The organism is Streptomyces sp. NBC_00224, assembly GCF_041435195.1.
Lineage (GTDB): Bacteria > Actinomycetota > Actinomycetes > Streptomycetales > Streptomycetaceae > Streptomyces.
The window spans coordinates 2,331,070-2,352,927 of record NZ_CP108106.1; the positions used below are offsets into that span (position 1 = coordinate 2,331,070).

General features: G+C 73.4%; 19 protein-coding genes. 7 read left to right on the forward strand and 12 right to left on the reverse strand.

Annotated elements, in window-relative coordinates; all coding sequences use genetic code 11:
* Positions 1-9: 9 nt before the first annotated feature.
* Positions 10-1,215: a type VII secretion-associated serine protease mycosin gene (gene mycP, locus OG965_RS10440; RefSeq protein ID WP_371651420.1), complete on the reverse strand. Its 1,206-nt coding sequence runs from the start codon at positions 1,213-1,215 to the stop codon at positions 10-12.
* Complete coding sequence (locus OG965_RS10445) at positions 1,212-2,429, reverse strand: hypothetical protein (protein WP_371651422.1); 1,218 nt, start codon at positions 2,427-2,429, stop codon at positions 1,212-1,214. Before OG965_RS10445 ends, mycP begins: the two co-directional genes overlap by 4 nt.
* A 407-nt stretch (positions 2,430-2,836) precedes the next feature.
* On the opposite strand from OG965_RS10445, the gene OG965_RS10450 reads away from it, so the two are divergent.
* Positions 2,837-4,039 (forward strand): amino acid deaminase/aldolase, encoded by a 1,203-nt coding sequence (locus OG965_RS10450; RefSeq protein WP_371651424.1) that lies wholly within the window; start codon positions 2,837-2,839, stop codon positions 4,037-4,039.
* A gap of 21 nt (positions 4,040-4,060) precedes the next feature.
* Here the strand turns inward: OG965_RS10450 and OG965_RS10455 are convergent, their stop codons facing one another.
* From OG965_RS10455 to OG965_RS10475, 5 genes are all read right to left on the reverse strand, one after another.
* Entirely contained in the window at positions 4,061-5,023 is a 963-nt protein-coding gene (locus OG965_RS10455) for a DUF2510 domain-containing protein (protein ID WP_371651426.1), read from the reverse strand.
* A 28-nt stretch (positions 5,024-5,051) separates the two neighbouring features.
* Complete coding sequence (locus OG965_RS10460; protein WP_371651428.1) at positions 5,052-6,326, reverse strand: haloacid dehalogenase-like hydrolase; 1,275 nt, start codon at positions 6,324-6,326, stop codon at positions 5,052-5,054.
* A 102-nt stretch (positions 6,327-6,428) separates the two neighbouring features.
* Complete coding sequence (locus OG965_RS10465) at positions 6,429-7,211, reverse strand: 3-oxoacyl-ACP reductase (RefSeq protein WP_371651430.1); 783 nt, start codon at positions 7,209-7,211, stop codon at positions 6,429-6,431.
* A 4-nt stretch (positions 7,212-7,215) separates the two neighbouring features.
* Entirely contained in the window at positions 7,216-8,595 is a 1,380-nt protein-coding gene (locus OG965_RS10470; RefSeq protein WP_371651432.1) for an aldehyde dehydrogenase, read from the reverse strand.
* 8 nt (positions 8,596-8,603) lie between these two features.
* Entirely contained in the window at positions 8,604-9,968 is a 1,365-nt protein-coding gene (locus OG965_RS10475; protein ID WP_371651434.1) for a glutamine synthetase family protein, read from the reverse strand.
* Positions 9,969-10,046: 78 nt separating this feature from the next.
* Here OG965_RS10475 and OG965_RS10480 point away from each other — a divergent pair, with 78 nt between their 5' ends.
* The 3 genes from OG965_RS10480 to OG965_RS10490 all read left to right on the forward strand — a co-directional run bounded on the left by OG965_RS10480 (position 10,047) and on the right by OG965_RS10490 (position 13,174).
* Complete coding sequence (locus tag OG965_RS10480) at positions 10,047-10,772, forward strand: FadR/GntR family transcriptional regulator (RefSeq protein ID WP_371651436.1); 726 nt, start codon at positions 10,047-10,049, stop codon at positions 10,770-10,772.
* Positions 10,773-10,970: 198 nt separating this feature from the next.
* Positions 10,971-12,425: an ethanolamine permease gene (gene eat, locus OG965_RS10485; protein WP_371651438.1), complete on the forward strand. Its 1,455-nt coding sequence runs from the start codon at positions 10,971-10,973 to the stop codon at positions 12,423-12,425.
* Between the two features lie 44 nt (positions 12,426-12,469).
* Positions 12,470-13,174 (forward strand): gamma-glutamyl-gamma-aminobutyrate hydrolase family protein, encoded by a 705-nt coding sequence (locus OG965_RS10490; protein ID WP_371651440.1) that lies wholly within the window; start codon positions 12,470-12,472, stop codon positions 13,172-13,174.
* A 14-nt stretch (positions 13,175-13,188) separates the two neighbouring features.
* Here OG965_RS10490 and OG965_RS10495 read toward each other — a convergent pair whose 3' ends face one another.
* On the reverse strand, positions 13,189-14,130 hold the full coding sequence (locus OG965_RS10495; protein WP_371651442.1) for a LysR family transcriptional regulator: 942 nt from the start codon (positions 14,128-14,130) through the stop codon (positions 13,189-13,191).
* Positions 14,131-14,200: 70 nt separating this feature from the next.
* Between OG965_RS10495 and OG965_RS10500 the strand changes: the two genes are divergently transcribed.
* The gene (locus tag OG965_RS10500) at positions 14,201-15,298 is read left to right on the forward strand and encodes a TDT family transporter (RefSeq protein ID WP_371651444.1); all 1,098 of its coding nucleotides are present in this window, start codon (positions 14,201-14,203) and stop codon (positions 15,296-15,298) included.
* Here OG965_RS10500 and OG965_RS10505 read toward each other — a convergent pair.
* The 4 genes from OG965_RS10505 to OG965_RS10520 all read right to left on the reverse strand — a co-directional run bounded on the left by OG965_RS10505 (position 15,267) and on the right by OG965_RS10520 (position 19,625).
* Complete coding sequence (locus tag OG965_RS10505; RefSeq protein ID WP_371651446.1) at positions 15,267-16,007, reverse strand: helical backbone metal receptor; 741 nt, start codon at positions 16,005-16,007, stop codon at positions 15,267-15,269. The two genes, OG965_RS10500 and OG965_RS10505, sit on opposite strands and share 32 nt — an antisense overlap.
* Entirely contained in the window at positions 16,007-16,558 is a 552-nt protein-coding gene (locus OG965_RS10510) for a helix-turn-helix domain-containing protein (RefSeq protein ID WP_190089632.1), read from the reverse strand. The genes OG965_RS10505 and OG965_RS10510 overlap by 1 nt, the downstream gene beginning before the upstream one ends.
* A gap of 213 nt (positions 16,559-16,771) precedes the next feature.
* Positions 16,772-18,568, reverse strand: coding sequence for an ABC transporter permease/substrate binding protein (locus OG965_RS10515; protein WP_371651449.1), 1,797 nt, complete (start codon positions 18,566-18,568; stop codon positions 16,772-16,774).
* Positions 18,561-19,625 carry a glycine betaine/L-proline ABC transporter ATP-binding protein gene (locus OG965_RS10520; protein ID WP_371651451.1) on the reverse strand — a complete coding sequence of 355 codons (1,065 nt, stop codon included), beginning with the start codon at positions 19,623-19,625 and terminating at the stop codon, positions 18,561-18,563. Before OG965_RS10520 ends, OG965_RS10515 begins: the two co-directional genes overlap by 8 nt.
* Before the next feature lie 261 nt (positions 19,626-19,886).
* On the opposite strand from OG965_RS10520, the gene OG965_RS10525 reads away from it, so the two are divergent.
* Positions 19,887-20,795: a 5'-3' exonuclease H3TH domain-containing protein gene (locus OG965_RS10525; RefSeq protein WP_371656906.1), complete on the forward strand. Its 909-nt coding sequence runs from the start codon at positions 19,887-19,889 to the stop codon at positions 20,793-20,795.
* 136 nt (positions 20,796-20,931) lie between these two features.
* Complete coding sequence (locus OG965_RS10530; RefSeq protein WP_371651453.1) at positions 20,932-21,771, forward strand: siderophore-interacting protein; 840 nt, start codon at positions 20,932-20,934, stop codon at positions 21,769-21,771.
* Positions 21,772-21,858 lie beyond the last annotated feature (87 nt).

Sequence of the window (21,858 nt, forward strand, 5' to 3'; positions counted from 1 at the left end):
CCTACGGTCTCAGGTTCCGGCGTGTTCGGCGGGGCGGCTGCCGCGCCACAGGGTCAGGGACGCGGTCAGGAGGAGGGCGCCGGCGGCGGCCGCGAGGGCGGCGAGCCAGTCGCCGCGGTGGTCGCGCTCCTTCTCCTTGTCGGGGCCCGCGCCGAAGTACGTGCGGGCGCGGCCGGTCGCCGTGTTCGTCCGTACGTCGGGCTTGAGTCGGGCGCCCGCGGCGATGGCGGCGGCCGGGTCGACGCTGCCGTAGCCCCGGGCGTCGTCGCGGCCGCCCCGGGGCGCGTTGCGGGCGGTGTCCGCGAGCAGGGTCTTGATCTGGGCCGGGGACAGGCCAGGGTGGGCCGAGCGGACCAGGGCGACGGCGCCGGAGACGAAGGCGGAGGCCGCGCTGGTGCCCCAGCCCTCGTAGTACTTGCGGTCCGGGTCCGCTATCACCACGCCCACGCCGGGCGCGGAGACGGTGGCGTACCAGCGGCGGGTGGAGAAGGCGGCGTGCGTGCCGTAGCGGTCGACGGCGGCGACGGCGATGACGCCCGGGTAGGCGGCGGGGTACGAGACGTGGTCGCCCTGTTCGCCGCCGTTGCCCGCGGAGGCGACGACGACGGAGCCCCGGGCGAGGGCGTACTGGATGGCGGCGTCCTCGGACGGCTCGGGGTGCGCGGAGGCGCTGTCGTCGCCGAGGGAGAGGTTGATGACGTCGGCGCCGTGGTCGGCGGCCCAGCGGATGCCCTCGGCGAGCGCGCCGCCGCGTGACTCGCGCGCCTTCTTGCGCGCCGGGTCGGTGGATTCGAGGATCACCCGGACCGGCAGGATCCTGGCTTCGGGGGCGATGCCGAGGACGCCGTCCTGGCCGCCGGGACCGTGTCCGTGGCCCGCGATGATCCCCGCCATGGCGGTGCCGTGCCGGGCCCAGTCGCGGCTGCCTCGGCCGGCCCCGAAGCCGACGAGGTCCTTGCCGGTGAGGACCTGTCCGGCGAGGTCGGGGTGGGTGGCGTCGACACCGGTGTCGAGCACGGCGACGGTGATTCCCTTGCCCTTGGTCGTCCGCCAGGCCTGCTGGGTGTGCATGGCGGCGAGCTCCCACTGGCGGTCCCGGATGGAGTCCGCGTGCGCGGGGGCGGCGGGCAGCAGGAGCGTGAGGGCGGCGGCGGTGGCCAGGGCGGCCGCGCGGTACCGCCCGGCCCGGCGGGGAGTGGCCCGTGGGGTGGTCATGACGGCTTCTTCGTTCCGGTGGCGGCGGTCTTGCGCAGGGCCCGTTCCACCCGGTCCGCGATGCCCTTGGCGTCGTAGGTGAGCCCCGCCTCGACGGGTGCGTCCGTCGCGCCCTCGTCGAGGGCGCGGTCGGCGGGCTGGGGGGCGGTGACGGTACGGGCGTCGGCGAAGCCGGTGACGGAGTAGACGACGACGGGGGCGTCGGTGAGGACGCGTACGGTCCAGCTCGCCCGCTGCCTGTCGCCGAACCGGGCGGCGGGGGTGCCCTTGACGGCGTACGGGCGCGGCATCAGGTCGTCGCGGTCGCCGAGGGACTCGTCGCTGAAGCGGGTGCGCAGCGCGGCCATCGCGTCGGCGTCGGCCTCGGTGAAGACGAGCCCGACGGTGGTGACGGCGGTGGAGGTGGCGTCGGTGTACGTGGCCCGCAACAGCCGTGCGCAGCCGACGGGTTGGAGCACCTTGAGCAGCAGCGGGTCGAGGGCCCCGGCGCACCCGGCGTCGGGCGCGACCCCGACGCGGTTCCAGACGCGGTCGGCGCCGCCCGGCCCGGCGCCGCCCCCGGTGATGGTCGGCGGGAAGAGGGTGTCCACGGGGGTGCTGTGCCACATCTCCCGGGCGGCGGTGTACCCGCCGCGCGCGTCCGCTCCCCCGGACCCCCCGCTCAGCCAGCTCCCGGCGGCGGCGCCCCCGAGCAGCCCGACCCCCAGCACGAGACAGACGGCCGCCGCGACGACCCGGCCACGACGACGGGCCGCCGGCGCGGCGACGGGTATGGGCGGCACGACGGGAACCGGTACCGGGGGAACCGGCAGCACGGGGTGCGGCAGCACGGGGTGCGGAACGGTCCCGGGGAACGGCGGCGCGGCGGACCGGGGTGCGGGCACGGCTGCCTGCGGCGCGGCGGGAGGGGCTGCGGTGGGGTGCGGCGGCGCGGCGGGCGCGGGCCCGGTGGACGGGGGTGGCGTCGGTGGGGCCGGGGGCCGGGTCGGGACGGGGTGCGGCGGGAGGGGCGGGCGCGCGGGCTGCGGGGAGGTGCGCGTCGGCGCGGCCGTGCGCACGGGGTCGGCCGCCGGAGCCGTCGGGGGCTTCGCGGGTATGCGCGGTCGGGGCGGCAGGGCGGTGTCCAGCAGGTCGATGGCCGAACGCGGCGGCGGCACCTCGGCGCGAGCGGGAACGGCGGGGCCGTCCCCCTCCGGGGACGGACGCCCGGGCACCGCGTCACCGGACGGTGCCCGGCCGGGTGCTTCGGCTGCGGGCCGGTGGGGGCTGGGCGCGCAGTTCCCCGCGGCTCTTGAGGGGACGGGGATCCCGGGGACGGAGGACTTGCCCGGGGTGGCGAATGGCGGGGCGGGCGTGGTTCCGGCCGGGGACTCGCGGTCCCGCTCCCCCTCTGCGGGGCGGCGCGCCGCGGACGGGGGGCGTTGTGCGTCCGTGGTCAATGGCCCCCCTCGTACCCCTCGTGCGTGCGCTGCGGATCGGCTTGGCCGGCAGGGCCGTTCGTCGCCGCGTTGGCGCTACTTTACGGGCTGGGGCGAGGGAGCAGGGCGGCGGTCCGGGCTCGGGGGATCTGCACCGACTCGTCCCCCTACCCCCGGGTAAGCCGTTCTGGCAGGCTCTGCGCATGACTCCCCGCGCCGCAGACCGGGCCCGGTACGACCGGGCCACCGCCCATCTCGACGCCCCGCTCGCGCTCGTGGATCTGGAGGCGTTCGACGCCAACGCCGACGACCTGGTCCGGCGCGCCCAGGGCAAGCCGATCCGGGTCGCCAGCAAGTCCGTGCGCTGCCGGGCGCTGCTCGAACGGGTGCTGGCCCGGGACGGGTTCGCCGGGATCATGTCGTTCACACTGGCGGAGTCGATCTGGCTGGCCAGGGCCGGGTTCGAGGACGTCCTCCTCGCCTATCCGTCCGCCGACCGGGACCGCTTCACGGAGCTCGCCGCCGACCCCAAGCTCGCGGCCGCCGTCACCGTCATGGTCGACGACCCGGCCCAGCTCGACCTCATCGACCGGGCCCGGGACCGCGACGACCTGCCCGTACGGATCTGTCTGGAACTGGACACCTCGCTCCAGCTGTTCGGCGGGCGCGTGCGCGTCGGGGCCCGCCGCTCCCCGCTGCGCGAACCGGCGCAACTCGCCGAGCTCGCCCGTAACGTCGCCCGTCGCCCGGGCTTCCGCCTGGTCGGGCTGATGGCGTACGAGGGGCACGTCGCCGGGGTCGGGGACGACATCGCGGGGCGGCCGGTGCGGTCGCGGGCGATCCGGCTGATGCAGGCCGCCGCGCGCAAGGAGCTCGCGGCCCGCCGGGCCGAGGTGGTGCGGGCGGTCCGGGCCGTGGCGCCCGACCTGGAGTTCGTCAACGGCGGCGGAACGGGGAGCGTGCAGCACACCGCGGCCGAGGACGCCGTCACCGAGATCGCCGCCGGGTCGGGGCTGTACGTGCCACGGCTCTTCGACAACTACACGTCGTTCACCGGGCGTCCCGCCGCGCTCTTCGCCCAGCCCGTGGTGCGCCGCCCGGGCGTGGGCGTCGTCACCGTGCTCGGCGGCGGCTATCCCGCCTCCGGGGCGGCGGGCGTCGACCGGCTGCCCGTTCCGTACCTCCCCGAGGGGCTGCGCTACGACCCGCAGGAGGGCCCGGGCGAGGTGCAGACGCCGCTGCTCGGCACGGCCGCCGACGATCTGCTGATCGGGGACAAGGTGTGGTTCCGGCACGCCAAGGCCGGTGAACTGTGCGAGCGGTTCGACGAGTTGCGGCTGGTGGAGGGCGACCGCGTCACCGCGACCGTCCCCACGTACCGGGGCGAGGGGCGCACGTTCCTCTGAGGACGCGGCCCTCGCGGTTGTTCACGGCGCCGGCACCGGGGGCGCCACGCTGCTGCCCACGCCGCCGCTCTCCTGGCCGCCGAGGACCCGGATCCCCGCCGTGATCCGGTCCAGCACGGTGAGCGGCGGGGCGCCCTTCACCGCGTCGAAGGCGAAGCGGACGATGATCATCGACTCGCTGCCGACGCTCGACGGGAAGGCCAGCGACTGTACGTAACCGCCGGGCCCCGCCCCCGTCCGCACGCTCCAGCGCACCAGGTATCCAGTGCGCCCGGCGACCACCACGGACGCGGACCTCACCTCGCGGTGCGAGACGATCCCGCCGTAGCGCTGACGCCCGATGCCGTCCTTCGCGAACGCGGCGTCGGCCGCGTCCGCGATGTCGTGCTTGGCGAGGGCCTCGGCGGTCTTGAGGTCGGTGCCGGTCGGCGTGCGGGTGTTGACCGTGGCGTGGTGGCAGAACGCGCCCGAGTCGCCCGGGCAGTCGAAGGTGTCCTTGGTCTGCATGGTGGGCAGGCCGTCGATCCTGGACTCGGCCTTCTCCCAGCCCGGCAGGACCGGCAGGGTGATGCCGTTGAGCTGGTCGACCAGGAGGTTCGGGTCGTCGCTCGCGGAAGACACCGGCGAAGGGGCCGCGGGCGACGGGGCCGTGCTCTGCGCCTGCGAGGCGGTCGTCCGGGTCGCGCCGCCGCCCGGCGCCGCGTCGGCCGCCGGTCCCCCGTCGTCCTCGTTCAGGACGATCACCCCGGCCACCAGCGCCGTGACGAGCACCGCGGCGGCCACGGCCACGGCGACCACCGGGCCGCGGCCGCGCTGCCGGGGCCGCGGCGCGACGGGTCCCAGGGGAACGGTCGGCGGCGCGGGCGGCGCCGCGGGCTGACCGGCGGCCCTGGTGTGCCCGGTCCAGGCGGCGCCGTCCCACCAGCGCTCCAGCACGGGGGTACCCGGATCCGGGTACCAGCCGGGCGGTGTCGTCATGCTCATCGGGCCACCCTAGGGTCTGTCCGGCGGTTCAGCCGCCGTACACCGTGTCCTGCTGGTCGGGTACGACCGTGCCGTCGGCCCGGCGGACCGGGGCTGCGGTGCCGTCGTGTTCGGTGTACGCGGTGGTGGCGCACGGGTAGGCGCCGCTCTTCTCGCCCTTGGGCTGGATGAACATGGGGTTGACGATCCAGCGGCCGTCGCCGTTGTCGTACGCCCGGCACATCAGCTCGTTCTTGTTGCGGTTCAGGACCAGCCGCAGGCCGGTCGCGTCGCGCAGGAAGGAGACGTCGGTGTCGGAGTCGCCGGCCGCGAACACCTGGCGCCGCGCGGCGGGCTGCACCCGCTCGGCGGCCGCCCCGCGCACCCCGAACACCTCCTGGTTGATCCAGCACCGCTTGCCGTCGATATACGTGATCATGGCGTCCTCGCCGTCCGCGACCGTGCCGCAGCCCTTGAGATGCGGGGTCAGGCGCCCGTGCGCGGTGACCGGCCGGATGCCGATGGTGTGGTCCGGCGCGACGCCGGCGCCGCCCGCCCACACGTCGACGACCGGCTCGGGCGACGCCGAGGTGATCCAGACGTCGAACCCGGCCTTCTGGAGGGCACGGATCAGATCGCGCTGCTGGTCGTAGTAGCGCACCCAGCCCGTCACCTCGGCCGTGCCGACGCGCTGCTCGGTGCCGATCGGCGCGGCCAGGTTCTCGGCGCGGGCGGCCCGGGCGAAGGAACGGACGTCGGCGGTGCGCCAGCCGCTCATCAGCTGGGCGAGCCAGGCGTACTGCGGCTCGATGGTGCGCCGGTCCCAGCCCGCGAAGGCGGTGGCACCGCCCGTGGTCTTCCCGTCCCCGTAGACCGTGCGTATCTCGTCGGCGCAGCGGGTGTCGGTGGCGGTGGGCAGGGTGGCGCCGTCGGCGGCCGGGCAGGCGGTGGCGAGCGCGGCGGCCGCCCGGTCGGTGAGGTAGCGGCTGGTGGTGTGCCAGTCGCCGTGCAGCGGGCGGCGGATCTTGGAGTGGCGCAGCATCCAGTACATCGTGGCGTCGCCGACGTCGTTCTTGACGACCGTGTTGTCCCAGTCGAAGACCGCGACGGGCTTGTGGCCCTTGGTACGGGCCGCGCCGCCGCACCTGCCGTAGGTGTCGACGAGCTCCTGGAGGCGGGCCTTGTTCTGCCCGTACCAGCCCTGCGTCACGGTGAGTTCGGGGCACGCGCCGGTCCGCGCCTGGGCGGTGGGGGCGGCGGCGAAGGCGCTGCCCGCGATCGCCAGGGCGGCGGCCGCGGCCTGCCAACGACGTGCACTGTGCATGAACACTCCTGTCACAAACGGAAGACCACCGGGGACGGTAGACAGAACAGCCGGGCGTCGTGCGACGCCCGGCTGTCGGGAGGGTGGAGTACGGGTGAACGCCTAGAGCGGCGTCACGTACGCGCCGGAGATTCCGCCGTCCACCAGGAAGTCGGTCGCGTTGACGAACGAGGAGTCGTCGCTGGCCAGGAACGCCACGGCGGCGGCGATCTCGTCGGCCTCGGCGAACCGGCCGAGCGGGATGTGCACCAGGCGCCGTGCCGCCCGCTCCGGGTCCTTGGCGAACAGCTCCTGCAGGAGCGGGGTGTTGACCGGCCCCGGGCAGAGGGCGTTGACGCGGATGCCCTCGCGGGCGAACTGCACGCCCAGCTCGCGGGACATGGCGAGGACGCCGCCCTTGGACGCGGTGTAGGAGATCTGCGAGGTCGCAGCCCCCATCCGGGCCACGAAGGACGCGGTGTTGATGATCGAGCCCCGGCGCTGCTCGCGCATGTATGGGATGGCCGCCTTGCAGCACAGGTACACGGAGGTCAGATTGACCTCCTGGACCCGCTTCCAGGCCTCCAGACCGGTCTCCAGGATGGAGTCGTCGTCGGGGGGCGAGATGCCGGCGTTGTTGAAGGCGATGTCGACGCTGCCGTAGGTGTCGTACGCGGCCTTGAAGAGCGCGTCGACCTGCTCGGCGTCGGTGACGTCGACGCGCACGGCGAGTCCGCCGACCTCGTCCGCGGCCTTCTTGGCGGCCGCCTCGTCGATGTCGCCGCAGACCACGTGGGCGCCCTCGGAGGCGAGCCGGCGCGCGGTCGCCAGGCCGATGCCGCTGCCGGCTCCGGTGATGACGGCGGTGCGGCCGACCAGGCGGCGGCAGGTGATGTCGTCGGTCATGTGCTCAGGCCTCCGTGCTGATGAAGACGTTCTTGGTTTCGGTGAAGGCGGCGAGTGCGTCCGGGCCGAGTTCACGGCCGAGGCCGGACTGCTTGTAGCCGCCGAAGGGGGTCCAGTAGCGCACGCTGGAGTGCGAGTTGACGGAGAGGTTGCCCGCCGCGACGGCGCCGGACACGCGCAGCGCGCGCCCCACGTCGCGGGTCCAGATCGAGCCGGACAGGCCGTACTCGGTCGCGTTGGCCAGCCGTACCGCGTCGGCCTCGTCGTCGAAGGGCAGGACGACGGCGACCGGCCCGAAGACCTCCTCGACCGCCACGGGGGCATCGGGCGCCGCGCCGGTGACCAGCGTCGGCGCGAACCAGAAGCCGGGGCCCTCGGGCGCGGTGCCCCGGATGCCCGGCAGGTCACTGGGCACGTACGCGCGCACCCGCTCCAGCTGGGTCCGCGAGATCAGCGGGCCCATCTGGGTCTTCTCGTCGGCCGGGTCGCCGACCACGACGGACTCGATGCCGGGGGCGAGGAGCTCCAGGAAGCGGTCGTAGACCGGGCGCTGGACGAGGATGCGGGTGCGGGCGCAGCAGTCCTGGCCGCTGTTGTCGAGGAAGGACATGGGGGCGGCGGCCGCGGCGGCCTCGACGTCGGCGTCCGCGAAGACGATGTTCGCGCTCTTGCCGCCGAGTTCGAGGGTGACCCGCTTCACCCGCTGGGCGCACTTGGCCATGATCTGCTTGCCGACCCGGGTGGAGCCGGTGAACACGATCTTGGCGACGCCGGGGTGCTCGACCAGCGCGTCGCCCGCGACGGCGCCCGCGCCCGGCAGCACCTGGAAGAGGTGCTCGGGCATCCCCGCCGCCAGGGCGAGTTCGGCGAGCCGCAGGGCGGTGAGCGGGGTGGTCTCGGCGGGTTTGAGGATCACCGCGTTGCCGGCCGCGAGCGCGGGGGCGGTGCCCCAGGCGGCGATCGGCATCGGGAAGTTCCAGGGCGCGATGACGCCGACGACGCCGAGCGGTTCCAGGATCGTGATGTCCAGGCCGCCCGCGACCGGGATCTGGCGTCCGGTCAGGCGCTCGACTCCCCCGGCCGCGTAGTCGAGCAGGTCGCGGACGTTGCCCGCCTCCCAGCGGGCGTTGCCGATGGTGTGCCCGGCCTCGCGCACCTCCAACTGGGCCAGTTCTTCGAGGTGTTCGTCGACGGCGGCGGCGAAGCGGCGCAGCAGCCGGGCGCGGTCGGCGGGGGCGAGCGCCGCCCACCTGGTCTGCGCCCGCGCGGCCCGCGCGACCGCCGCGTCCACGTCCGCGGCGGTGGCGGCGGGGACGGTCGCGATGACCTCCTCCGTCGCCGGGTTGAGCACCTGGTGCTCGTACGTGTCGTACGTGTCGGACAACGGGGGCCTCACAGGCGTTCGAAGGAGCGGCGGAGCTCCCAGTCGGTCACCGCGGCGTCGAAGGCGTCCAGCTCGACGCGCGCCATGTTGCGGTAGTGCGCGACCACCTCGTCCCCGAAGGCGGCCTTGGCGATGGGGCTGTTCTCCCACAGCTCGGCGGCCTCGCGCAGGGTGGTCGGGACGTGCTCGTAGTCGCCGGTGTAGGCGTTGCCGGTACAGGCGTCCGGCAGTTCCAGCTGGTGCTCGACGCCGTAGAGGCCCGCCGCGACGAGTCCGGCGACCGCGAGGTACGGGTTGACGTCGCCGCCGGGCAGCCGGTTCTCGAACCGCATCGAGCGGCCGTGGCCGACGACCCGCAGCGCGCAGGTGCGGTTGTCGTGGCCCCAGGCGGCGGCGGTGGGCGCGAAGGAGCCGGGCTGGAAGCGCTTGTAGGAGTTGATGTTCGGCGCGTACAGCAGCGAGAAGTCCCGCAGTGCGGCCAGCTGGCCCGCGAGGAAGTGGCGCATCAGCGGCGACATCCCCTCGGGCCCGTCGCCCTGCATGACGTTGCGGCCCTCCTCGTCGGTGAGCGAGAGGTGGATGTGACAGGAGTTGCCCTCGCGCTCGTTGTACTTCGCCATGAAGGTGAGCGAGACGCCCTCCTGGGAGGCGATCTCCTTGGCGCCGGTCTTGTAGACGGCGTGCTGGTCGCAGGTGACCAGGGCCTCGTCGTAGCGGAAGACGATCTCGTGCTGGCCCGGGTTGCACTCGCCCTTGGCGGACTCGACGGTCAGGCCCGCCGCCGCCATCTCGTTGCGGATGCGGCGCAGCAGCGGCTCGATCCGGCCGGTGCCGAGCACCGAGTAGTCGATGTTGTACTGGTTGGCCGGGGTCAGGCCCCGGTAGTCGGCGTCCCAGGCCTGCTCGTAGCTGTCCCGGAAGACGATGAACTCCAGCTCGGTGCCGACCTGGGCGGTCAGGCCGAGCTCGGCGAGCCGGTCGAGCTGGCGGCGCAGGATCTGGCGCGGGGCGGCGACGACGGGCGAGCCGTCGTTCCAGGCGAGGTCCGCGATGAGCAGCGCGGTGCCCTCGTTCCAGGGGACGCGGCGCAGGGTCGCGAGGTCGGAGTGCATGGCGAAGTCGCCGTACCCCCGCTCCCAGGACGACATGGCGTAGCCGTCGACGGTGTTCATCTCGGTGTCGACGGCGAGGAGGTAGTTGCAGCCCTCGGTGCCGTGGGCCACGACCTCGTCGAGGAAGAATCGTGCGGCGAACCGCTTGCCCTGGAGCCGCCCTTGCATATCGGGGAACGCCAGGACCACAGTGTCGATCTCGCCGCTCTCTACGAGGGCGCTCAGCGCCTCGATGTCGAGCGGGGGTGTGCGGTCTGCCACGGGAAAAGCCTCCTTCGGTCAGCCGAGAACCCATAAGGTATTGCCGAGAACCATTGCTTGGGAAGGGGGTGCGGCCAGATGTCGCAACCGGATTCCTCGGACCGGCTCGCGCCGGTACTGCGGACCGTACGGGCCGGCAACGGCTTCGAGGAGGCGCTGGAGCAGATCCTCCAGGTCGTACGCCTGGGCCTGGTGCCCGGTGGCGAACGGCTGCCGTCGGAGCGGGAGTTGGCCGAGCGGCTCGGCATCAGCCGGGTGACGCTGCGCGAGGTCCTGAAGGTGCTGACCGACCAGGGCCTGGTGGAGGCGCGGCGCGGCCGCTACGGCGGGACGTTCGTGCTGCCCAGGACCGAGTCGCCCGGCGAGGACGAGCTGCGGCGCCGGGTGGCCGGGGTCGACGTGGAGGACGCGCTGCGCTTCCGCGAGGTCCTGGAGGTGGGCGCGGCCGGGCTCTGCGCGGCGCACGGCCTCACCGACGAGCAGGCCGACCGGCTGCGGGACGCCCTGGCCCGCACCCATGACGCGCCGCTCGGCGACTACCGCCGGCTCGACACCCTGCTGCACCTCACCCTCGCCGAGCTCTCCGGCTCACCGACGCTGACCGCGCAGTACGCCGCCGTCCGCGCGACCGTGAACGACCTGCTGGACTGCATCCCGCTCCTGGTACGGAACCTGGAGCACTCCCAGCGCCAGCACACCGCGCTGGTCGAGGCGGTGCTCGACGGGGACGCGGACGGGGCGCGGGAGATGATGCGCGAGCACTGCGCGGGGACGGCGGCGCTGCTGCGGGGGTTTCTCACGTAACGGGAATCGCGCGGTCTTTCGGCTGCGGACCGTGCGTGGTTGCTCGCGCAGTTCCCCGCGCCCCTAGTAGGCGCCCGGTACCGCACCGCGCCCACCCCCCGTTTACCTCGACGTAACGCAAGGGGCTTGCTTTCCGGCCGGGTCCCCCGCAAAGGTATGGCCCCAGTCCATTGGCCCATCCCCGTCGGGAGCCGCGTCATGACCATCGAGTCCACGGAATCCGCCAAGCCCTCCGCCACCGAACCGGCGGACGACTACCTGGAGCGCCGCACGCTCCGCCGCGGCAGCGCAGGCTGGCTGCTGCTGACCGGCCTCGGCGTGGCGTACGTCGTCTCCGGCGACTACTCCGGCTGGAACTTCGGCCTCGCCGAGGGCGGCTTCGGCGGCCTCGCCATCGCCATGGCCCTGATGGGCCTGATGTACGTCTGCATGGTCTTCTCGCTCGCCGAGCTCTCCTCCGTCCTGCCCACGGCGGGCGGCGGCTACGGCTTCGCCCGGCGCGCGCTCGGCCCCTGGGGCGGCTTCCTGACCGGCACGGCCATCCTCATCGAGTACGTCCTGGCCCCCGCCGCGATCTCCATCTTCATCGGTGACTACGTGGAGTCCCTGGGCCTGTTCGGCCTCACCTCCGGCTGGCCGGTCTACCTCGCCTGCTTCGTCGTCTTCATCGGCATCCATCTGTGGGGCGTCGGCGAGGCGCTGCGGTTCAGCTTCGTCGTGACGGGCGTGGCGGTGGTGGCCCTGCTGGTCTTCGCGGTCGGCGCGTTCCTCGACTTCGACGCCTCCAAGCTCGACGACATCGCCGTCCACAAGGACGCGGTCGGCGCGAGCTCCTGGCTGCCGATGGGCGTGATGGGCATCTGGGCGGCGTTCCCGTTCGGCATGTGGTTCTTCCTCGGCGTGGAGGGCGTGCCGCTGGCCGCCGAGGAGACCCGCGACCCCGCCCGTACGCTCCCCAAGGCGATCCGCTGGTCCATGGGCATCCTGGTGGTCCTGGCCCTGCTCACCTTCTTCGCCTCGGCGGGCGCGCGCGGCTCGGCCGCGATCCAGGACGCGGGCAACCCGCTGGTGGAGGCGCTCCAGCCGGACGGCAGGGCCACGGCGCTGAGCCGGATCGTCAACTACGCGGGCCTGGCGGGCCTGGTGGCGTCGTTCTTCTCGCTGATCTACGCGGGCTCGCGCCAGCTCTTCGCCCTGTCCCGGGCGGGCTATCTGCCGCGCTTCCTGTCCCTGACCAGCCGCCGCAAGGCGCCCTACCTGGGCCTGCTCGTACCCGGCGCGATCGCCTTCTCGCTGGCGGCCGCGACCGGCGACGGGGCGCGGATGCTGAACGCCGCGGTCTTCGGCGCCACCGTCTCGTACGCACTGATGTCGCTTTCCCACATCGTGCTGCGCCGCCGTGAGCCGGACCTGGAGCGGCCCTACCGTACGCCGGGAGGAGCCCTGACCTCCTCGGTCGCGCTGGTCCTGGCGTGCGCGGCGCTGGTGGCCACGTTCCTGGTGGACGTGGTGGCGGCGCTGATCGCGCTGGGGGTGTACGCGGTCGCCGTCGCGTACTTCGGCCTCTACAGCCGCAAGCACCTGGTCGCGCGGGCACCCGAGGAGGAGTTCGCGGCGCTGGCGGCGGCGGAGGCCGAGCTGGAGCGCGAGTGAGTGTCCGGGCAGCACGGGATCGGCAGCACGAGAGGGAGAACGCGGTGGGACGGCCACTGATCGGTGTCAGCACATACCTGGAGGGTTCGGTGCGCTGGGGGGTGTGGGACTGGCCCGCCGCCCTGCTGCCCGCCTACTACCCCCGCCTCGTCAGGGCCGCGGGCGGCCTCACGGCGATGCTCCCGCCGGACGACCCGGAGACGGCCGCGGAGGTGGTGGCCCGGCTCGACGGCGTGGTCATCGCGGGCGGCCCGGACGTGGAGCCGCAACGGTACGGGGCCGCCCGCGACGCCCGGACCGGACCGCCCGCGCCGGAGCGGGACGTCTGGGAGACCGCCCTGATCGAGGCCGCGTTGGCGTCCGGGACGCCGCTGCTCGGCATCTGCCGGGGGATGCAGCTCCTGAACGTGGCGCTCGGCGGCACGCTCGTCCAGCACCTGGACGGGCACACCGGCGGCCACGGCGTCGTCGGCCGCCACACCGTGCACCCCGTGCCGGGCACGCGCTACGCGGGCATCGCGCCGGGCGAGGCGTCCGTGCCGACCTACCACCACCAGGCCGTGGACCGCCTCGCGGAGGGCCTGGTGGTGTCGGCCCGCGCCGAGGACGGCACCGTCGAGGCGGTCGAACTGCCGGGCGAGGCCTGGGTCCTCGGCGTCCAGTGGCACCCGGAGATGGGCGAGGACACCGAGGTGATGCGGGCGCTGGTGGCGGCAGCGGGGGCCCGGACGGCGGTGCCGGTGCCCTGAGCGCCCCAGGGCCCTCAGCCCGTCCCCGGCCCCGACCGCGTCAGCGACAGCAGGTCGCGGGCCGGGCCCGTGGGGCGGTGGCCGGTGCGCCAGACCGCGCGCAGGTCACGGCGCAGCCGCAACCCGTCCAGGGGGATGCGGACCAGCCGGCGGCCCGCCAGCTCCTCCCCCAGGGCGAGTTCACTCAGGACCGACGGGCCCGCGCCGCTCACCACCGCCGCCTTGACGGCCGTGGTGGAGGCGAGCTCCAGGAGCGGCCGGGCCACCCCGCCGTGGTCCGCGAGCGCCGCGTCCAGGACCTGCCGGGTGCCCGAGCCTTCTTCGCGCAGGATCAGCGGGGTCGCGGCGAGTTCGGCTGCGCCGAGCGGGGCGCGGCGCCGGGCCCAGGGGTGGGCGGGCGCGGTGACCACCACCAGGCGGTCGTGGCCGATCACGGCCCCGTCGAGCCCGGCCGGTACGGTCAGGCCCTCCACGAACCCGAGGTCCGCCTCGTCGGAGAGCAGCCGCTCGGCCACGAACACCGAGTTCCCGGCGAGCAGCGAGACGGCGGTGCCCGGGCGTTCGGCGCGCAGCGCGATCAGCCAGCCCGGCAGCAGATACTCGGCGATGGTCATGCTCGCGGCGACCCGGAGCCGGGAGTCGCGCCGCCCGCGCAGCGCCTGCGCGCCCACGTCGAACGCCTCGGCCGCCTCCACCACCCGCCGCGCCCAGTCCGTCACCAGCGCGCCCTCGGCGGTCAGCTTCGACCCGCGCGGCGAGCGGTCGACGAGGGCGACGCCAAGGTGCCGCTCCATCGAGCGGATGCGGCTGCTCGCGGCGGGCTGGGTGATCCCCAGGTCGCGCGCGGCGCGCCCGAGGCTGCCATGCCGGGCGACCGCGATCAGCAGCTCCATCGCGCTCAGGTCGGGCACCCGCTTCGACAGCGGACCGGCGTCCTCCGCACTGCTCATACTCATAAGCCCAGCTTATGTCCTCATAGGAAGATCCGGTCTGGCGACCCCCTCGTACCGGCGCGAAGGTGGATACATGGTCACCGTCACCCACCCCCGCGCCCACACCCTCGCCGCGCGCTTCGCACCCCTGCGGCACCTCGGTCCCAACTGGTACGCCACGGTCATGGGCACCGCGATCGTCGCCAACGCGGGCGCCGTGCTGCCGGTCCGCGTGCCGGGGCTGCCGGCGGTGTGGGCCCTGTCGCTGGCCATGCTCACCGTCCTCGTCGCCGCCCGCGCCGCGCACTGGCGCCACCACCGCGACCAGGCCCGCGCCCACCTCATGGACCCGGGCGTGGCCCCCTTCTACGGCTGTATGTCGATGGCGTTCCTGGCCGTCGGTATCGGCACCCTCACCGTCGGCAAGGACGTGATCGGCGAGGGCGCGGCGGTCCCGCTGGCCTGGGTGCTGTACGCGATAGGCACCGCGACCGGCCTCGTGGTCGCCGTGGGCATCCCCTACCTGATGGTGGTCCGCCACCAGGTCGCCCCCGGCACCGCCTCCCCGGTCTGGCTGCTGCCCGTGGTGGCCCCCATGGTCTCCGCGACCCTCGGCGCGCTCCTGGTCCCCCACGTTCCCGCGGGCCAGGGCCGTGAGGCGATGCTGCTCGCCTCGTACGCGATGTTCGGCATGAGCCTGCTCGCCGTCATGGTGCTGCTGCCCCTGGTCTTCGCCCGGCTCGTCCACCAGGGCCCGCTGCCCCTCGCCCTGACCCCCGCCCTGTTCCTCGTGCTCGGCCCCCTCGGCCAGTCCACCACCGCCGTGAACAAGCTGGCCGACGTGGCTCCTGGCGCTGTCGACGCCTCCTACGCGGACGGGCTCAGCGCCTTCGCCGTGATCTACGGCGTCCCCGTGATGGGCTTCGCCCTGATGTGGCTGGCCCTGGCCACCGCCATGGTGGTCCGCGCGGCCCGCTCCGGGATGCCCTTCGCGATGACCTGGTGGGCGTTCACCTTCCCCGTCGGCACCTGTGTCACCGGCGCCGAGGGCCTGGCCCACCACACCGGCCTGGACGCCTTCAACTGGCTCGCCTACGGCCTGTACGCGCTGCTCGCCGCCGCCTGGCTGGTGGCGGGCGCCCACACCGTACGCGGCCTGGTCAGCGGCAGGCTGCTCGCAGCGCCCCGCTGAGCGCGCCCGGCGCCGCCGCGAGCGACGGCCCGTACCAGGTGAGCAGGCGGCCGTCGACCAGCGCGGCGGGGAGTTGCGGGAATGCCTCCGGGCCGTCGTCGGCGGTGAAGCGGTAGGGCTCGTCGGGGAGGACCACCAGGTCCGCCCCGGCGGCCCTCAACTCGTCCAGGGGGACGCGCGGATAGCGCTCGGCGTGCTCCGCGTACACATTGCGGACGCCGAGCCGGTCGAGCAGGTCGCCCGCGAAGGTGTCGCGGCCGAGCACCATCCAGGGGCGGCGCCACACCGGCACCACGGCGGCGACCGGCTCGGCCGGGGGCGCCACGTGCTCCCACGCCTCGCGCGCCTCGTCGAGCCAGCGGGGCCGGGGCAACCCGCAGGCGTCCACCAGGACCCGCTCCAGCTCCGCGAACGCCTGGTCCAGGTCGCGGACCTCGGTGACCAGGACCTCCAGACCGGCCGCGCGCAGGGCGTCCAGGTCGGGCTCCCGGTTCTCCTCCTCGTTGGCGATCACCAGATCGGGGCGCAGCGCCGCGATCGCCTCCGGGTCGGGGTTCTTGGTGCCGCCGATCCTCGCCGCCGCGAGGTCGGGCGGGTGCGTGCACCAGTCGGTGGCGCCGACGACGAGCCCGGGGGCCGTGGCCGCGACCGCCTCGGTGAGCGAGGGCACCAGCGAGACCACCCGGGGACCGGCCGCCGGGGACGCCATCAGTGGCGGGTCTCCTCGATCGCCTCGATGTGGTCGGCGACCGCGACGAGCAGGATCCGGGTGCCGGGCACGGCCGCGCGCCAGCGGTGGCGCACCCCGCCGGACAGGCACAGCGTGTCGCCGCGTTCAAGGCGGTAGGCCCGCCCCTCCGCCTCGACCTCGGCGGCGCCGTCGGCCACGTACATCAACTCGTCGTTGCGGTGCTGGAATTCGCGCGCGGTGTCGTGCTCGCCGGTGAACTCCATGGCGTGCAGCTGGTGGTGACCGCGCAGCAGCTGGCGCACCCCGCCGCCGTCGCTGTCGTCGGCGCGGGCGACCTCGACCGTACGCGCGGTGTCGGCGGCGTCGTACAGCTCGGGGACCGTGGTGCCCAGGGCGTCGGCCACGCGCGCGAGGGAGCGGGCGCTGGGGCGGGCCCGTTCGTTCTCGATCTGACTCAGGAAGGGCACCGAGAGACCGCTGCGCTGCGCGACCGCGGCGAGCGTCAGCCCCAGCTCGCGGCGCAGCCGCCGCACCGCCACTCCCACCCGAAGAGTTTCCTTGTCGTCCATCTCTCCGGCTCCCTCCCCGTCACCTGGACCACTGCGGCCGCCGCACTTCCTGCACCCTACGCAGCTTCGGCGCCCGGGGGCACCATCACGTGGAAGAAGAGTGCCCGGACGGCGTGCTGGGCATACCTGCACGAATGGGGCCCCGCCGGTGTCCGGCGGGGCCCCATCCGTTGTGCGGGCGGCTGAAATCAATCGCCCGTTGTGCCTACGCGGCTACTTGCCGACAGGCGTCCACTTGTCCGCGAGCCCCGGGTTCGCGTCGAGCCAGTCGCGGACCGCCTGCTGCTCCTTGCCCTTGCCGGTCGACTGGATCTTCGCTTCGAGACCGGTGAGCTGCTGCTCGGTCATCTTGAAGTTCTTCAGCCAGGCGCCGACCTTCGGGTTGTCGTCCGAGAAGCCCTTGCGGGCCAGGGTGTGCACCCCGTCGCCCTTGCCCCAGCTGCCCTTGGGGTCCTTGAGCTTCGTCAGGTCGTACGTGCTGTACGCCCAGTGCGGCGACCAGAGCGTGACGACGACGGGCTCCTTCTTGTCGTACGCGCGCTTGAGCTCGGCGAGCATGGACGGCGTCGAGCCGTCGACGACCTTGTACTCGCCGTCCAGGCCGTACTCCTTGAGGACCTTGTCCTTGAGCAGGCCCATCATTCCGGCGCTCGGCTCGATGCCGATGATCCTGCCCTTGAACTGGCCGGACTTGCCCTTGAGGTCGTCGAGCGAGTCGACGCCCTTCATGTACGAGGGCACGCTGAGCTCCAGCGAGGTCGGGCCGTACCAGGAGCCGAGGTCCTCCAGCTTGTCGTGGTACTTCTGCCAGTACGTGGCGTGGGTGACCGGGAGCCAGGAGTCCGTCTCGAAGTCGATCTGGCCGCCCGCCATACCGGTGTAGAGCGCGCCCGCCTCGTACTGCTTGGTGTCCACCTTGTAGCCGCGCCGCTCCAGCAACTCCTTCCAGAGGAAGGTGGAGGCGATGCCCTCGTCCCAGGGGATGTAGCCCAGGGAGACCTTCTTGCCCTTGCCGACGTTCTCGGCGCCGGAGGCGGTGGCCGTCGACGAGGAGCCGAACATGCCCATGCCGCCGGCCACCAGCGCGAGGACGACCACGCCGACGACCGCGACGGCGGGCTGCGGGCGGTGGTTCCAGAACTTGGCGCCGGACGTCCTGGCCCGGGCCAGCGCCCGGCGGCCGACCGGCGAGACCTGACGGCCGAGCGCACCGGTCATCCGGTCGAGGTACATGGCCAGCACGACGATGGAGATGCCCGCCTCGAAGCCGAGGCCGATGTCGACGTTGCCGATGGCCCGGTAGACCGCGCCGCCGAGGCCGCCGCCGCCGACCATGCCCGCGATGACGACCATGGACAGGCCCAGCATGATGACCTGGTTGACGCCCGCCATGATGGTGGGCAGCGCCAGCGGGAGCTGGACCCTGAGCAGTGTGTTGCGCGGGGTGGTGCCGAACGCCTCGGCCGCCTCGACGAGTTCGGGGTCGACCTGGCGGATGCCGAGCTCCGTCATGCGCACGCCCGGGGGCAGCGAGAAGACGATGGTGGCGATGATGCCGGGGACCACGCCGACGCCGAAGAAGATGATGCCGGGGATCAGATAGACCATGGCGGGCATGGTCTGCATGAAGTCCAGGACCGGGCGGCTGATCGCGCTCACGGTCTTGGACCGGGACGACCAGATGCCCAGCGGCACCGCGAGGAGCAGTGTGACGACGGTCGCCACGAGGACCAGCGACAGCGTCGACATGGCCTCGTCCCACAGCTCGATCGAGTCGATCAGCGCGAACCCGCCGAAGGCGAGGACACCGGCGACCAGACCGCGCAGCCACCAGGCGACGACGGCGAGGATGCCCGCGAAGAGCAGTGGGTGGGGCGCGGACAGGACGGCGTCGATGCCGTCGTACATGCCGTTGACGACCTTGGTGATGGCGTCGAACAGCCAGGAGAGGTGGTTCTGGAGGAAGGTGACGGCGCTGTCCACCCACTCGCCGAGAGGGAGCCTAGGCACGGGCCACCTCCTGCATCGAGCAGGCGACCGGCCCGCGCTGGTCGTCCCCGAGGAAGGCGATCAGCCGCTCCTGCGGTACGACGCCGAGCAGCGACCCGTCGGTGTCCTTGACGGCCACGGGGTGCGGCACGCGCGCGGCGACGGCGCACAGGTCCGCGACGCTGGTGTCCGCGGTCACGGTCTCGCAGGCGCAGTCCCCGGCGTCGGGGCGGTGCGGTTCGGTCATCACGGACAGGGCGGTGAGCACCCGGGAGCGGTCGACGTCCTGGATGAACGAGGCGACGTAGTCGTTGGCGGGCGTCAGGAGGATGTCCTCGGCGCTGCCGAGCTGGACGATCCGCCCGTCGCGCATCACGGCGATGGAGTCGCCGAGCCGCATGGCCTCGTTGAGGTCGTGGGTGATGAACACGATGGTCTTCTTCAGGCGCTTCTGGAGTTCGAGGAGCTGGTCCTGCATGTCGCGCCGGATCAGCGGGTCGAGCGCGCTGAACGACTCGTCCATGAGGAGCAGGTCGGCGTCGGTGGCGAGGGCGCGGGCCAGGCCCACGCGCTGCTGCATGCCGCCGGAGAGCTCGTCGGGCCAGGAGTCGCCCCAGCCGGCGAGCCCGGTGAGCTCCAGGGCCTCGGCGGCGCGCTTCTCGCGCTCGGCGCGCGGGACGCCCTGGACCTCCAGGCCGTATGCGGCGTTCTCCAGGACGCTGCGGTGCGGGAAGAGCGCGAAGTGCTGGAACACCATGCTGATCTTGGTGGAGCGGACGGCGCGCAGCTCGCGCGGGCTCAGGCCGGTCAGGTCCTGACCGTCGTAGAGCACCCGCCCGGAGGTGGGCTCCAGGAGCCCGTTGAGCATCCGCAGCAGCGTGGACTTTCCGGACCCGGACAGACCCATGACGACGAAGATCTCGCCGGGCTCGACCGTGAACGACGCGTCGATCACCGCCGCGGTCGTCCCGTCGGCCCGCAGCTCGTCGCGGTCGGCGCCGCCTTCGAGCTTGCGCACCGCGTCGTCGGGTCGTCTGCCGAACACCTTGTAGAGCTGCTCGGCTTGCAGCGTGGACACATAAACCTCACGGATAGGACTGAGAACGGCCCGCATCCCCCGCGGGCGGGCCGTGGAGCGGCGCGGATTCGGTCCGTCGCCCTGTGTATGCGGTTCCGTAGTCGTTGAGACCGATACGAGGGTCCGCTCCGGCGCCGCGCCTGCCCGGCTTTACCTGGAGCAAACGCGAACGTGATCCAGTTCACTACGGCGCGTAGCGACAGTCGGCGCGCGGTGACTGTCAGTGGCGTACGGCATCATCGGGGTGTGACGCGACGCCTGATGCTCCTCGACACCGCTTCCCTGTACTTCCGGGCCTATTTCGGGGTCCCCGACACGGTCCGGGCCCCGGACGGCACCCCGGTCAACGCCGTGCGCGGCCTGCTCGACTTCATCACCCGCCTGGTCCAGGACCACCATCCGGACGACCTGGTCGCCTGTATGGACGCGGACTGGCGCCCGCACTGGCGCGTGGAGCTGATCCCGTCGTACAAGGCGCACCGGGTGGCGGTGGAGACGGCCGACGGCGTCCCGGACGAGGAGGAGGTCCCGGACACGCTGGCCCCACAGGTCCCGGTGATCGAGGCGGTCCTGGACGCACTGGGCATCGCCCGGGTCGGGGTCGCGGGGTACGAGGCGGACGACGTGATCGGCACCCTGGCCACGGCGGCCCCCGGCCCGGTGGACATCGTCACGGGCGACCGCGACCTGTTCCAGCTGGTCGACGACGGGCGCGGGGTGCGGGTCCTGTACCCGCGCAAGGGCGTGGGCGACTGCGACGCGGTCGACGAGGACCTGATCCGTACGAAGTACGGGGTACGGGCCGATCAGTACGCGGACTTCGCGGCCCTGCGCGGCGACGCCAGCGACGGCCTGCCGGGCGTGAAGGGCATCGGTGAGAAGACGGCCGCACAGCTGATCACGGAGTACGGCGACCTGGCGGGCGTGCGCACGGCGGCCGGGGACCGCACCTCCCGCCTCACCCCCGCCAAGCGCCGGGGCATCGTCGAGGCCGCCGCGTATCTGGACGTGGCCCCGAAGGTGGTCCGGGTGGCGCTGGACGTGCCGCTGCCCGCGTTCGACCCGGCGCTCCCGGCCGAGGCGCTGCACCCGGAGACGGTGGACGAACTGGCGCAGCGATGGGGGCTGGGAAGCTCCCTGACCCGGCTGCTGGCGACGCTGGGGCGCTGAGGTTCGGGGGCCGGCAAGGCGGCCGGAAAACGGATGAGCCCAGATGGCCGGGATGCTAACTTAGGCAAACCTAAGAAGAGCAGACGGTTCAGCGCGCCGGGCAGACGGGTCCGGCACACATCAGGGGAGAAACGCTGTGGCAGAACGACCGGCCCGCAAGGGGTCACGGGCCCATGAGACGCACGTGGTGCGCACGGAGTGGATCACTCCGCACATGGTCCGGGTGGTCCTGGGGGGCGCGGCGGCGAGCGGCTTCGCCGTCGGCGAGTACACCGACCACTATGTGAAGCTGCTCTTCCCGGCGCCCGGGGTGACCTACCCCGAGCCGTTCGACCTGGAGCGCGTGCGCACCGAGTTCCCGCGCGACCAGTGGCCGAGCAACCGGACGTACACGGTCCGGACGTGGGACGCCGAGCGGGACGAGCTGAGCATCGACTTCGTGGTCCACGGCGACGAGGGCCTGGCCGGACCGTGGGCCGCCCGTGCCCAGGCCGGCGACGTCATCCACCTCTCCGGCCCCGGCGGCGGCTACGGGCCGGACCCGGCCGCCGACTGGCACCTCCTGGTCGGCGACGAGAGCGCCCTCCCGGCGATCGCCGCCGCGCTGGAGCGGATGCCCGAGGGCGCGGTGGTCCACGCCTTCGTGGAGGTTCCCGGCCCGGAGGAGGAGCAGAAGATCCTCGCTCCCGAAGGGGTCGAGGTGACCTGGCTGCACCGCGGCGAGGCCCCGGTGGGCGACGCGGTGGTCGCGGCGGTGCGCGAGCTGGCCTTCCCCGAGGGCGACGTCCACGCCTTCGTCCACGGCGAGGCGGCCTTCGTCAAGGAACTCCGCCGCCATCTGCGCCTGGACCGGGAGATCCCCCGCGACCGCCTCTCCATCTCCGGCTACTGGCGCCTCGGCCAGAGCGACGAGGCCTGGCGCGCGGTCAAGCGCGAGTGGAACGAGCAGGTCGAGCGGGAGCAGGAGGCGGCGTAACGCGAAAGGGGAGGGCACCTGTCGGTGCCCTCCCCCGGCTCCGCCGCAACCCCCTCAGGGGCGCGGGGAACTGCGCGACCAGCCCCC

Excerpts from the sequence above, each read along its gene's own strand:
- mycP (WP_371651420.1), bottom strand. The coding sequence starts at position 1,215 with ATGACCACCCCACGGGCCACTCCCCGCCGGGCCGGGCGGTACCGCGCG.
- OG965_RS10450 (WP_371651424.1), top strand. The coding sequence starts at position 2,837 with ATGACTCCCCGCGCCGCAGACCGGGCCCGGTACGACCGGGCCACCGCC.
- OG965_RS10455 (WP_371651426.1), bottom strand. The coding sequence starts at position 5,023 with ATGAGCATGACGACACCGCCCGGCTGGTACCCGGATCCGGGTACCCCC.
- OG965_RS10460 (WP_371651428.1), bottom strand. The coding sequence starts at position 6,326 with ATGCACAGTGCACGTCGTTGGCAGGCCGCGGCCGCCGCCCTGGCGATC.
- OG965_RS10465 (WP_371651430.1), bottom strand. The coding sequence starts at position 7,211 with ATGACCGACGACATCACCTGCCGCCGCCTGGTCGGCCGCACCGCCGTC.
- OG965_RS10480 (WP_371651436.1), top strand. The coding sequence starts at position 10,047 with ATGTCGCAACCGGATTCCTCGGACCGGCTCGCGCCGGTACTGCGGACC.
- eat (WP_371651438.1), top strand. The coding sequence starts at position 10,971 with ATGACCATCGAGTCCACGGAATCCGCCAAGCCCTCCGCCACCGAACCG.
- OG965_RS10495 (WP_371651442.1), bottom strand. The coding sequence starts at position 14,130 with ATGAGTATGAGCAGTGCGGAGGACGCCGGTCCGCTGTCGAAGCGGGTG.
- OG965_RS10500 (WP_371651444.1), top strand. The coding sequence starts at position 14,201 with ATGGTCACCGTCACCCACCCCCGCGCCCACACCCTCGCCGCGCGCTTC.
- OG965_RS10505 (WP_371651446.1), bottom strand. The coding sequence starts at position 16,007 with ATGGCGTCCCCGGCGGCCGGTCCCCGGGTGGTCTCGCTGGTGCCCTCG.
- OG965_RS10510 (WP_190089632.1), bottom strand. The coding sequence starts at position 16,558 with ATGGACGACAAGGAAACTCTTCGGGTGGGAGTGGCGGTGCGGCGGCTG.
- OG965_RS10525 (WP_371656906.1), top strand. The coding sequence starts at position 19,887 with ATGCTCCTCGACACCGCTTCCCTGTACTTCCGGGCCTATTTCGGGGTC.